Genomic DNA, 12,088 nt, shown 5'->3' with positions numbered 1-12,088 from the left:
CGAGGGTGACGGGGCCAACCCCCCCCCCCCCCCACCACTCCCCCCCCCCCCCCCCCCCCCCCCCCTCCCCCTCCCCCCCCCCCCCCCCCCCCCCCCCCCCCCCCCCCCCGCGTCCGGCACGAGGTAACGCACGATGCGGTCGACCCTATTGAGCACTCCCGCCCCTGGCCATGTCCATGGCCGCATATGTCACACGATCGCCATTCGGCCGACATGTGCGATCACGTCCCATGGACCTTTCCGATCCGTCTACGGCCCTCTTTCCGGCGGCTGTTGACGCGTGTACCTTCCGCGCCATGCCGATACGCGCGCGACGCACGCGCCTTGCGACCTTGCCGATGTGGAGAACGCTCCTGGCAGCGGCCCTCGCCGCCCTGCTCGCCACGCTCCTGTCCCCGGGCGGCGCGGCGCACTCCGCGCCGCGCGGACCGGAGACCGGGAGCGCCGCACGGACCAAGGAGAGCAGACCCGTCTACTCCTACGCGGACGCGATACGCGAGTCCGTGTGGGTCGACACCCGGATCGACGGCGACGCGGACGGAAAGACCGACCGTGTCGCCGTCGACATAGTCCGGCCCCGCGAACCCGCCGCCAAGGGCCGGAAGATACCGGTCATCATGGACGCCAGTCCGTACTACTCCTGCTGCGGACGCGGCAACGAGAGCCAGAAGAAGACGTACGACGCCCACGGCAACCCCGTGCAGTTCCCGCTGTACTACGACAACTACTTCGTGCCCCGCGGCTACGCCTTCGTCGCCGTCGACCTCGCGGGCACCAACCGCTCCTACGGCTGCGTCGACATCGGCGGCCGCTCCGACGTCCAGTCCGCCAAGGCCGTCGTCGACTGGCTCAACGGCCGCGCCCGCGGCTACACCTCGCGCACCGGCGACAAGCGGACCGACGCACGCTGGACCAACGGCCGCACCGGCATGATCGGCAAGAGCTACGACGGCACCATCGCCAACGGCGTCGCCGCGACCGGCGTCGAGGGCCTGGAGACGATCGTGCCGATCGGCGCCATCTCCTCCTGGTACGACTACTACTTCGCCAAGGGCGCCCCGCTGTTCAACAGCGGCCCCGACGGGCTCGCCCGCGGCGTGGAGAGCCCCGAGGCCGCGGCCCGCTGCGGCCACGTCAAGCAGCGCCTGATCCAGGGTGCGCCCCGCACCGGCGACTGGACCCCGCTGTGGACCGAGCGCGACCATGTGCCGGACGCCCGCAAGGTCAAGGCCAGTGTCTTCGTCGTCCACGGCCAGCAGGACCTGAACGTGCGCACCAAGCACTTCGGGCAGTGGTGGGACGCCCTCGCCGACGCCGGTGTGCAGCGCAAGATCTGGCTGAGCCAGGCCGGCCACGTCGACCCCTTCGACTTCCGGCGCGCCGACTGGGTGCGCACCCTGCACCGCTGGTTCGACCATGAACTCCTCGGCCACCGCAACGGCATCGACCGCGAGCCCATGGCCGACATCGAGCGCGCCCCCGACCGCTGGACCACCGACCGCACCTGGCCGCCGCGCGCCACCACGACCACGGCGCTGCGCCCCGCCAAGGGCAGCGCACCCGGCGTCGGCACCCTCGGCACCCGCCCGGGCAAGGGCACCGAGACGTTCACCGACGACCGACGGCTCAGCGAGACCGACTGGGCCGCGACGATCGACTCGTCCACGTCCGCCAAGGCCGGTTTCACCACCCGGCCGCTCGCCCGTGACCTGCGTGTCTCCGGCTCCTCGCAGGTGAAGGTCACCGTCACGCCGACGACCCGCACGGCCCACCTGAGCGCCGTCCTGGTCGACCTCGGCCCCGACACCATCCGCGACTACGCCCACGACGACGAGGGCATCAACACGCTTCCCGACCGCTCCTGCTGGGGATCGGGCACGGCCGGCGACAGCTCCTGCTTCAAGAACACCGAGGCCAGGACCGCCGCCGTCGACTACACCATCTTCAGCCGCGGCTGGGCCGACCTCGGCAACCACGCCTCCGACCAGGGGGAGCCGCTGACCCCCGGCAAGCCGTACACCATCACCCTCGACCTGGCCGCGAGCGACCACGTCGTACCGAAGGGCCACCGGCTCGCACTGATCGTCGGCGGCACCGACCGCAACCTCATCCAGCCGCCCGCCGACACCCCGACCCTGACCGTCGACCTCGCCCGCACCGCCCTGCGGGTCCCGCTCGTCGGCGGCGCCAAGGCCCTCGCCACGACCCCGCACAGCACCATCCCGCGCGAGTCCCGGCTCGAGGGCGTCGCGGAGCCGCGCCTGATCACCCCCATCCCTGGAGGCCGCACCTCATGACCCCCCGCATCCGTGCCGTGGCCCTGGCCGCGGCCTGTGCCGCCCTCGCCGCCCCCCTCCTGACGGCCCCCGCGCAGGCGGCCCCGCCCACGCCGCCGCGCACCGGCTTCGAGGAGAGCAACGGGGCGCGCTGGACCAGCCAGCCCGAGGAGCAGCGGCTCCTCAGCACCATCGACAGGGCCACCGACCGGGTGTCGGTGTCCCGCATCGGCACGACCAAGCAGGACAGGCCCGTGCAGCTGGTGCGGATCGGCGAGCGCCGCACCGCGAGCACCGTGCTGCTCGTGTGCAGCCAGCACGGCGACGAGCCGTCCGGCCGCGACGCCTGCCTCACCACCATCCGCGACCTGGCGTACGCCAAGGACAAGAAGACCCGGCGCTTCCTGTCCCGCACCACCCTCCTCGTCGTGCCCACCGCCAACCCCGACGGCCGTGCCGCCGACACCCGCGGCAACTCCGACGGCGTCGACATCAACCGCGACCACATCGCCCTGGCCACCGCCGAGGGCCGCGCCATGGCCGCCGTCATCCGCGACCGCAAGCCCGACGCCATCTACGACCTGCACGAGTACGGGGCCACGCCCAAGTACTACGACAAGGACCTCTTCGACCTCTGGCCGCGCAATCTGAACACCTACGACGCGGTGCACGACGAGGCCAAGAAACTCTCGCTCGACCACGTCCGGCCCGCCGCCGAGGCCGACGGCTACACCACGGGCACGTACGGCATCTGGACCGACCCGGTCACCGGCGAGCCGATCAAGCAGGTCGCGGGCGACGGCCAGGAGCGCATCCTGCGCAACGCCTCCGGCCTCAAGCACGCCGCCGGGCTGCTCATAGAAAGCCGCGTCGACCCCCTCACCGACGCCGAGAAGAACGACGAGGCCCTGAACAACCGGCGCCGGGTGCGCTCGCAGCTCTCGGCACTCACCGGCTTGTTCTCGTACGCCGACGAGCACCGGTGGCGCCTGGAGGCGGCGAGCACCGCGTCCCGGCTCGCGGGCCTGCGCGACCGAGGACCCGTCTACCTGGGCGGCGCCGACAACGACCCGGCCGAGCCCGCCGAGATCATCAAGGACCCGGCGTGCGGCTACCGCCTGACGCCGCAACAGTTCGCCGACGTCAAGGATGAACTCGGCCTCCACGGCGTTACCGTGAAGCGGGACGGCGCGGGCGCCCTCGTGCCGCTGCGGCAGTCCGCGCGCGCACTCGTCCCGCTGCTCCTGGACGAACGCGCGCCGTACCACCTCGTCACCGGGCAGCCCGACACCGACTGTTGAGGCATCGGAGCGCACGTCACATGTGGTAGGGGGTAGCGGAGAAGAACCGAAGGTCGATCAACGACTCCGCGAAAGGTGCACCTGTGACCCAGGAAACAGAGAAAGCGGACGGCGGAGGAGGCCCGCCGTCAGCGGCGGGCCACTCCGCCGGCCGGTCCCCACAGACCGACCGGGTGGTCTTCGGCGTCACCGCCGGGCTCACCCTGGCGTTCGTCGTGTGGGGCGCCGTCGCCACGGACACCCTCGAAGACATCTCGTCCGACATGCTCGAAGGTCTGATCCACAACGGTGGTTGGGCCTTCATGCTGGCGGCGTCCGGCTTCGTGGTCTTCGCGCTGTGGCTGGCGGTCAGCCGGTACGGCAAGATCACACTCGGCAAGGAGGGTGAGGAACCCGAGTTCCGCACCGTGTCCTGGGTCGCGATGATGTTCAGCGCCGGTATGGGCATCGGTCTGATGTTCTACGGCGTGAGCGAACCGCTCGCGCACTTCTCCACGCCGCCGCCCGGCACCGACCCCGCGGACAAGGCCGCCGCCATGGAGACCTCCATGGCGACGACCCTCTTCCACTGGACGCTGCACCCGTGGGCGATCTACGCGGTCGTGGGTCTCGCCATCGCCTACAGCACCTTCCGGCGGAACCGGCGCCAGACCATCAGCTCCGTCTTCGTCCCGCTCATCGGCGAGAAGCACGCCCACGGCACGTGGGGCCGGGTCATCGACATCCTCGCCATCCTCGCCACGCTCTTCGGCTCCGCGGCCTCCCTCGGCCTCGGCGCGCTCCAGATCGGCAGCGGCATCGAGGAGCTGGACTGGCGGGACAAGGCGACCACCGGGCTGCTCATCTCCGTCATCGCCGTGCTGACCGTGGCCTTCGTGGCCTCGGCGGTGTCCGGCGTGGAGAAGGGCATCCAGTGGCTGTCGAACATCAACATGGTGCTCGCCCTGGTCCTGGTCGTGTTCGTCTTCATCGCGGGCCCGACCGTCATCATCCTCGACCTGATCCCCACCTCCATCGGCTCCTATCTGGGCGACCTGCCCCAGCTCATCGGGCGCACGGAGGCATCGAGCGGTGAGGGCGTCTCGGCCTGGCTGGGCAGCTGGACGGTCTTCTACTGGGCCTGGTGGATCTCGTGGACGCCGTTCGTCGGCATGTTCATCGCGCGCATCAGCCGCGGGCGCACCATCCGGCAGTTCGTGGGCGGCGTCATCCTCGTGCCCAGCACGGTCAGCCTGCTGTGGTTCGCGGTCTTCGGCGGCAGCGCCATAAAGGTCAAGGAGGGCGGCGGCTTCAAGGGTGACGACACCGCGGAGGCGCAGCTGTTCGGTCTGCTGCACGAGTACCCCATCGCGACGGCCACCAGCCTGCTCGTGATGATCCTCGTCGGCATCTTCTTCGTGTCCGGGGCGGACGCCGCCTCGATCGTCATGGGCACGCTCTCCCAGAAGGGTTCGCTCGAACCCGGACGCCTCGTGGTGATCTTCTGGGGTGTGGTGACGGGAGCCGTGGCGGCGATCATGCTGCTCATCGGCGACGGGAAGGACAACGCCCTCACGGGCTTGCAGAATCTGACGATCCTGGTGGCGGCGCCCTTCACCCTGGTCATGATCGGGATGTGTGTGGCGCTCATGCGCGATCTGCGCCACGACCCGCTGATCGTCCGGGGCGAGCACGGCACGGAGGCCGTCGAGAAGGCCGTCATCGCCGGTCACGAGCAGTACGGCGTCGGCGAGTTCGAGCTCCAGATCGGCCCGGCCGAGAACGGGGACGACACGGACACCGACTCGGGCGCCGAACAGCAGCCCGATCCGGCTCGCTGAGGTCTGCTGAGATCCGGTACCGGCCACGGCGCTCGCGCCGTGGCCGGTACGGCTTTCGCGGCGGCGGTGCCGACCGTACGGCTGGTGGCGGATCTCAGGCGGTGGCCTCCTCCACGAGCCGTGCCGCCTCCCCGGCGCAGCCCCACGCCACGGTCACCCCGGCCCCGCCGTGCCCGTAGTTGTGCACGAGCACCCGCCCGCCGTCACGCGCTTCGCGCTCCAGGCGCACGGACGCACGCGCGGGCCGCAGCCCCACCCGGTGCCCGATGACCCGCGCCGTCGCGATCTCCGGCCGCACCCGCGCACACCGCTCGACGATCTCCCTCGCCACCGCCGGATCGGGCTCCAGGGACCAGTCGCCGTCGTCGGCCGTCCCGCCGAGCACCAGCCGCCCGGGCTGCGGCATCACGTACGTCGTCGCCGCCGACGCGGTGTCGGCGGCCGTGAACCACGTACGGATCCCGGGGTTCTCCACGAGCACCAGCTGCCCCCGCACGGGACGTATCCCGTCGCCCGGTACGAGGTCCCGGGCGCCGAGCCCCGAGCAGTTGACGACGCAAGGGGCCTCGTCGAGCGCCTCGTCGAGGCTCTTCGCCGTCCGCTCCTCGACCGTGCCACCCGCCGCCAGCAGCCGCTCCCGCAGCCACGCCAGGTGCGTCGGCATGTCGATCAGCGGCAGCCGCGCCCACAGCCCACCGCCCGCGTACTCCTCGGGTGTCGCCGCGCGCAGCCCCCGCACCCGAGCGGCCCACGACCCCAGACCGTCCAAGTGGATCCCGGCGTGTACGCCCTCGACCATGCGTACGCCCGTGTGCTTGGCGTCGGCCGCCAACTCCTCGTACACCGCGAGCGAGCGCACCGACCACTCGCCGGCCAGCGCCTCGGGTTCGATGCGGTAGGGCCACCACAGGCCGCCCGCAACGGCCGAGGTCGTGCGCTCGACCGGGTCCCGGGTCCAGACCCGGACGCGGCGGCCGCGCTCCGCGAGCACCACGGCGGTGGTGAGGCCGATGACCCCCGCACCGATGATCGTCACATCCGACTTTTCCGTCCCGCCCATCCCGGAAACGTAGCGGAATACACCATGCCGTGCTCAGACCCCGTACCGGGTGGGGATACTCACAGCATGTCTGCCGAGTATGCGACCTTCGGCCTGGCACCGGCGATGCGCGCCGGTGGAGTTCTCGCAGGCGGTGACTACCAAGTGCACCGCGAATTCGTCGACTTCATCGTGAACGGCCGCCCGCTGCTGTTCCAGCTCGCCGACCTCGACGCGGTGTCCCCGCTGGCGTCCGACATCCCTCCGGCCATCTTCACGGCCCATGTGCGCCGCCTCCTCCTGGAGGCCGAGGCCCCGCTGTTGGACGGGCGGTATGTGATCTATGGCTGTCCGGAGTGCGAGGGCCTCGAGTGCGGGGCCGTGACGGCGGTGATCGAGCGGACGCGGGGCGGTGCCGGGGCTCCGGCGGGGGAGGCCGCCGACGGCGCCGACGGCGGCGTCGTGGATGAGGGCGGCGACGCTGACGGCGCTGACGACTATGTGTGGCGCGACTTCGCCTGGCAGACCTCCGAGCACGCCGACCTGGAGCTCAACGGCTACCACGGCATAGGGCCGTTCCGCTTCCGCGGCGGTGAGTACCGCGCGGAGCTGGGGCGGCTGCTCGACGGGGCCGCGCCGGGGGCCGGGCGGCGGGTGCTGCTCATCGGGGCACGGGTGGCGCTGAACGCGAAGCTCGCGGCGGCGCTGCGCACCATCGGCATCGGCGCGGAGATCGCGGCGGACGCGACGGGGGTACCGGCGGAGGAGCTGCGGACGTACGGGGCGGTGGCGTTCGCGCGGGAGGCGCCCGCGCGGACCCGGGACGCGGTGCGGGCGTCGTTCGAGGACGCGGGCGTCGACGTCGCGTTCGTGGAAGGACTCGCGCCGATCGTCCCGCTGCTCGTCGCCCAGATCGAGTACGCCCTCGACCGCAGCCCGCTGGCGCAGCGTCGGCTGACCCGGCTCGCGGTGACGGGCGACAGCGCGGTCGCGGAGGTCACCTCCACGTGCCGGGTCCGGCTCACCGTCTACCGCCTGGACCGCCTCTACCGCACCCGCGTCCACGAAGTCCTCGACGAGGTCCTGGAACCCGGCGAGCACCGGGTGGCGCTGCCGGACCGGGCCCGCTATGTGGTGGCGCGGACGCCGGACAGCGTGTTGGTGTCGGCGGCTTCGTCCTGAGGTGAGGGTTACGGCGGGTCGGTGGGCGGCGGGGTTGGCCGCCGGGGCCCGAAGGCGGCAGTCACGCTGCTCGCTGCCCAGCCCCCTCGCCGCTTGCCGCCTCGCCCCCTCGCCCCCTCGCCGACCCGCCGCCGCGACGCGCCACCCCCGTGCTTCCGGTACCACCCCCACCGCACCCCACCCCCGCGCATTAGGCTCAGGGCCTGATGAACGCCACTCTTGTCGCGAAAGAACTCGCCGCCGGCCACGGCGACCGCACCCTCTTCGAGGGCCTGGACCTCGTCGTCGCCCCCGGCGACGTCATCGGCCTGGTGGGCGCCAACGGCGCCGGTAAGTCCACGCTGCTGCGCCTCCTCGCGGGCCTGGACACCCCGGAGTCCGGACGCGTCGGCCTCTCCCCGCCGACCGCCTCCGTGGGCCACCTGCCCCAGGAGCCCGACCGCCGCCCGGGCGAGACCGTCCAGGCGTTCCTGGCCCGCCGCACCGGCGTCACCGCCGCGCAGACCGCCATGGACGAGGCCACCGAACTCCTCGTGGCGGGCGCGCCCGGCGCCGACGACGCGTACGCGCACAGCCTGGAGCGCTGGCTCGCCCTCGGCGGCGCGGACCTGGACGAACGCGCCGAGGAAGTGGCCGATTCGCTCGGCCTCGGCGTGCGCCTCGACCAGCCGATGACGGCGCTCTCCGGCGGCCAGGCGGCGCGCGCGGGCCTCGCCTCGCTGCTGCTGTCCCGGTACGACGTGTTCCTGCTCGACGAGCCCACCAACGACCTGGACCTGGCGGGCCTGGACCGCCTGGAGGCCTTCGTCCGGGGCCTGCGCGCGGGCACCGTCGTCGTGAGCCACGACCGCGAGTTCCTGACCCGCACGGTCACCAAGGTCCTGGAACTGGACCTGGCCCAGCAGGAGATCAACCTCTACGGCGGCGGGTACGAGGCGTATCTGGAGGAGCGCGAGGTCGCCCGCAGGCACGCCCGCGACGACTATGAGGAGTACGCCGACAAGCGCGCCGCCCTCCAGGACCGCGCCCAGATGCAGCGGACCTGGATGGACAAGGGCGTGAAGAACGCCCGCCGCAAGGCCACCGACAGCGACAAGCTCGGCCGCAAGTTCCGCAGCGAGGCCAGCGAGAAGCAGGCGGCGAAGGCACGCCAGACCCAGCGCATGATCGAGCGCCTGGACGTCGTCGAAGAGCCCCGCAAGGAGTGGCAGCTGCGGATGGAGATCGCGGCGGCGCCGCGCTCCGGCACGGTCGTGGCCACGCTGCGCGGCGCGGTCGTCCGCCGCGGGTCCTTCGCGCTCGGGCCGGTCGACCTCCAGCTCGACTGGGCCGACCGCGTCGCCATCACCGGCGCCAACGGCTCGGGCAAGTCCACGCTCCTGGCCGCCCTGCTCGGCCGCGTCCCCGTGGACGAGGGGCACGCGGCGCTCGGCTCGGGGGTCGTCGTGGGCGAGGTCGACCAGGCGCGCGCCCTGTTCCACGGTGCGGAGTCGCTGTTCGACGCGTTCCGGGCGGCGGTGCCGGACACCGACCCGGCGGAAGTCCGCACGCTCCTCGCCAAGTTCGGCCTGAAGGCGGACCATGTGCTGCGCCCCGCGGTGACCCTGTCACCGGGCGAGCGCACGCGCGCGGCGCTGGCCCTGCTCCAGGGCCGAGGCGTCAACCTCCTGGTCCTGGACGAGCCCACCAACCACCTGGACCTGCCCGCCATCGAACAACTGGAGTCGGCCCTCGACTCCTACACCGGCACGCTCCTCCTGGTCACCCACGACCGCCGCATGCTCGACGCGGTCAACGTGACGCGCCGCCTGGCGGTGTCGGAGGGCAAGGTGACGGAACCGGCCCGCTGAGGAGCCACGACGGCCTGACGGCTGTTACGTCGGCGTCGGCCGACACCGCCGACCTGACGGCTCGTCACGGTGGCAGCCACCCTCAGGCGGGCGGCTGCCACCGTGACCTCCGTTCTTCCGGGCGCCCCGGCGCCCCCGCGCGTCAGCGCTGCTTGGGGTCCACCAGCCCCGCGCGCCGCAGCGCCTCCGCCATCGCGTCGTTCGCGGGCGGCGGGGCCTGCCGCTGCTGCCGCTGCTGGGGTCGGCCGCCGCGGCCGCCCTGGTCCCGCCCACCGCCGCCCTGGTCCCGGCCACCGCCGCCCTGGCCCTGCTTGGCGCCGCCCCGGCCGCGCTCGCCGCGCTGCTGCGGGGGACGCCCGCCGCGCTCCTTGCGGCCGCCGGTGCCCGACGCGGAGGCGTCCTGCGGGGCGGCCTCGTCGTCGAGGCGCAGCGTCAGCGAGATCCGCTTGCGCGGCACGTCGATGTCGAGGACCTTCACCTTGACGATGTCGCCGGGCTTCACCACGTCCCGCGGGTCCTTGACGAAGGTCTTGGACATCGCGGAGACGTGCACGAGGCCGTCCTGGTGGACGCCGACGTCGACGAACGCGCCGAACGCGGCGACGTTCGTGACGACGCCTTCGAGCACCATGCCGGACGTGAGGTCGGCGATCTTCTCGACGCCGTCCTTGAAGGTGGCCGTCTTGAAGGCGGGACGCGGGTCGCGCCCGGGCTTCTCCAGCTCCTTGAGGATGTCCGTGACGGTCGGCAGGCCGAACACGTCGTCGACGAAGTCGGCGGGCCGCAGGGACCGCAGCGTGGCCGTGTCGCCGATCAGCGAGCCGACGGCGCCGCCCGCGGTGCCCGCCATCCGCCGCACCACGGGATACGCCTCGGGGTGCACGCTGGAGGCGTCCAGCGGGTCCTCGCCGCCCAGGATGCGCAGGAAGCCCGCGCACTGCTCATAGGCCTTCGGGCCGAGCCGGGACACGTCCTTGAGGCCCTTGCGGCTCTTGAAGGGGCCGTTCGCGTCGCGGTGCGCCACGATGTTCTCGGCGAGGCCGGAGCCGATGCCGGACACCCGGGCGAGCAGCGGGGCGGAGGCCGTGTTCACGTCCACGCCCACGCCGTTCACACAGTCCTCGACGACCGCGTCGAGGGAGCGGGACAGCTTCACCTCGGACAGGTCGTGCTGGTACTGCCCGACGCCGATCGACTTCGGGTCGATCTTCACCAGCTCGGCGAGCGGGTCCTGCAGGCGCCGGGCGATCGACACCGCGCCGCGCAGCGACACATCGAGCTCCGGCAGCTCCTGCGAGGCGAACGCCGACGCCGAGTACACCGAAGCGCCCGCCTCGGACACCATCACCTTCGTGAGCTTCAACTCGGGGTGCTTGGTGATGAGTTCACCGGCGAGCTTGTCCGTCTCGCGGGACGCCGTGCCGTTGCCGATCGCGACCAGGTCGACGTCGTGCTCCTTGGCGAGCCGCGCGAGGGTGGCCAGGGCCTTGTCCCACTTGTTCGCCGGGACGTGCGGGTGGATCGTGTCGGTCGCCACGACCTTGCCGGTGGCGTCCACGACGGCGACCTTCACACCCGTACGGAAACCGGGGTCCAGGCCGAGCGTCGCGCGCGTGCCCGCCGGGGCGGCGAGCAGCAGGTCGCGCAGGTTCGCGGCGAACACCCGCACCGCCTCGTCCTCGGCGGCCGTGCGCAGCCGAAGGCGCAGGTCGATGCCGAGGTGCACCAGGACACGGGTCCGCCAGGCCCAGCGCACCGTGTCCGTCAGCCACTTGTCGGCGGGCCTGCCGCGGTCGGCGATGCCGAAGCGCTGGGCGATCGAGCCCTCGTACGAGGAGGGGCCCTCGGTGGCCTCCTCCGGCTCCAGGACCAGGTCGAGCACGTCCTCCTTCTCGCCGCGCAGCATCGCGAGGACGCGGTGCGAGGGCAGCTCCGTGAACGGCTCGGCGAAGTCGAAGTAGTCGGCGAACTTCGCGCCCGCCTCCTCCTTGCCGTCGCGCACCTTCGCAGCGAGGCGGCCGCGTACCCACATGCGCTCGCGCAGCTCGCCGATGAGGTCGGCGTCCTCGGAGAACCGCTCGGTGAGAATGGCGCGGGCGCCGTCCAGGGCGGCCTGCGGGTCGGCGACGCCCTTGTCCGCGTCGACGAACGCGGCGGCCGCGGCCTGCGGATCCACCGTCGGGTCCCCGAGCAGCCCCTCGGCCAGCGGCTCCAGACCGGCCTCGCGGGCGATCTGCGCCTTGGTCCGCCGCTTCGGCTTGAACGGCAGGTAGATGTCCTCCAGGCGGGCCTTCGTGTCGGCCTCGCGGATACGGGCCTCCAGCTCGTCGGTGAGCTTGCCCTGCTCGCGCACCGAGTCGAGGATGGCGCTCCGCCGCTCCTCCAGCTCCCGCAGATAGCGCAGCCGCTCCTCGAGCGTGCGCAGCTGCGCGTCGTCGAGCATCTCGGTGGCTTCCTTGCGGTAGCGCGCGATGAAGGGCACCGTCGACCCGCCGTCGAGCAGGTCCACGGCGGCCTTCACCTGCCGCTCCCGCACGCCGAGTTCCTCGGCGATCCTGCCTTCGATGGACGCTGGGGTGGTCGTCACGTTCCGGTACCGCCTTCTCACTGGGGTTGCCCG

7 protein-coding genes are annotated in these 12,088 nt (G+C 72.4%); 5 read left to right on the top strand and 2 right to left on the bottom strand.

Annotated features, from left to right (window positions below):
- Positions 1 to 296: 296 nt before the first annotated feature.
- The 3 genes from ACZ6AA_RS24270 (at position 297) to ACZ6AA_RS24260 (ending at position 5,397) form a co-directional block, all read left to right on the top strand.
- Positions 297 to 2,297, top strand: a complete 2,001-nt coding sequence (locus tag ACZ6AA_RS24270) for a Xaa-Pro dipeptidyl-peptidase (RefSeq protein WP_471459914.1) — start codon at positions 297 to 299, stop codon at positions 2,295 to 2,297.
- A complete protein-coding gene (locus ACZ6AA_RS24265; RefSeq protein WP_471459912.1) occupies positions 2,294 to 3,577 on the top strand; it encodes a M14 family metallopeptidase in 1,284 nt (427 codons plus the stop codon). Before ACZ6AA_RS24270 ends, ACZ6AA_RS24265 begins: the two co-directional genes overlap by 4 nt.
- A gap of 83 nt (positions 3,578 to 3,660) precedes the next feature.
- Positions 3,661 to 5,397 (top strand): BCCT family transporter, encoded by a 1,737-nt coding sequence (locus tag ACZ6AA_RS24260; protein WP_468483575.1) that lies wholly within the window; start codon positions 3,661 to 3,663, stop codon positions 5,395 to 5,397.
- 94 nt (positions 5,398 to 5,491) lie between these two features.
- Here the strand turns inward: ACZ6AA_RS24260 and ACZ6AA_RS24255 are convergent, their stop codons facing one another.
- The gene (locus ACZ6AA_RS24255) at positions 5,492 to 6,457 is read right to left on the bottom strand and encodes an FAD-dependent oxidoreductase (RefSeq protein WP_471459910.1); all 966 of its coding nucleotides are present in this window, start codon (positions 6,455 to 6,457) and stop codon (positions 5,492 to 5,494) included.
- A gap of 66 nt (positions 6,458 to 6,523) precedes the next feature.
- Here ACZ6AA_RS24255 and ACZ6AA_RS24250 point away from each other — a divergent pair, with 66 nt between their 5' ends.
- A complete protein-coding gene (locus ACZ6AA_RS24250; RefSeq protein WP_468454963.1) occupies positions 6,524 to 7,618 on the top strand; it encodes an oxidoreductase in 1,095 nt (364 codons plus the stop codon).
- A gap of 206 nt (positions 7,619 to 7,824) precedes the next feature.
- Positions 7,825 to 9,468: an ABC-F family ATP-binding cassette domain-containing protein gene (locus ACZ6AA_RS24245; RefSeq protein ID WP_468454965.1), complete on the top strand. Its 1,644-nt coding sequence runs from the start codon at positions 7,825 to 7,827 to the stop codon at positions 9,466 to 9,468.
- 142 nt (positions 9,469 to 9,610) lie between these two features.
- Here the strand turns inward: ACZ6AA_RS24245 and ACZ6AA_RS24240 are convergent, their stop codons facing one another.
- Entirely contained in the window at positions 9,611 to 12,055 is a 2,445-nt protein-coding gene (locus ACZ6AA_RS24240; protein ID WP_471459908.1) for a Tex family protein, read from the bottom strand.
- Positions 12,056 to 12,088: the final 33 nt, after the last annotated feature.

The organism is Streptomyces sp. NPDC040610, assembly GCF_055594065.1.
Note: the sequence above shows the minus strand (reverse complement) of the source record. Positions and strands in the feature narration are given on the sequence as shown.

Coding starts and splice junctions, on each gene's coding strand:
- ACZ6AA_RS24270 (WP_471459914.1), top strand. CDS start 297: ATGCCGATACGCGCGCGACGCACGCGCCTTGCGACCTTGCCGATGTGG.
- ACZ6AA_RS24245 (WP_468454965.1), top strand. CDS start 7,825: ATGAACGCCACTCTTGTCGCGAAAGAACTCGCCGCCGGCCACGGCGAC.
- ACZ6AA_RS24255 (WP_471459910.1), bottom strand. CDS start 6,457: ATGGGCGGGACGGAAAAGTCGGATGTGACGATCATCGGTGCGGGGGTC.
- ACZ6AA_RS24250 (WP_468454963.1), top strand. CDS start 6,524: ATGTCTGCCGAGTATGCGACCTTCGGCCTGGCACCGGCGATGCGCGCC.
- ACZ6AA_RS24265 (WP_471459912.1), top strand. CDS start 2,294: ATGACCCCCCGCATCCGTGCCGTGGCCCTGGCCGCGGCCTGTGCCGCC.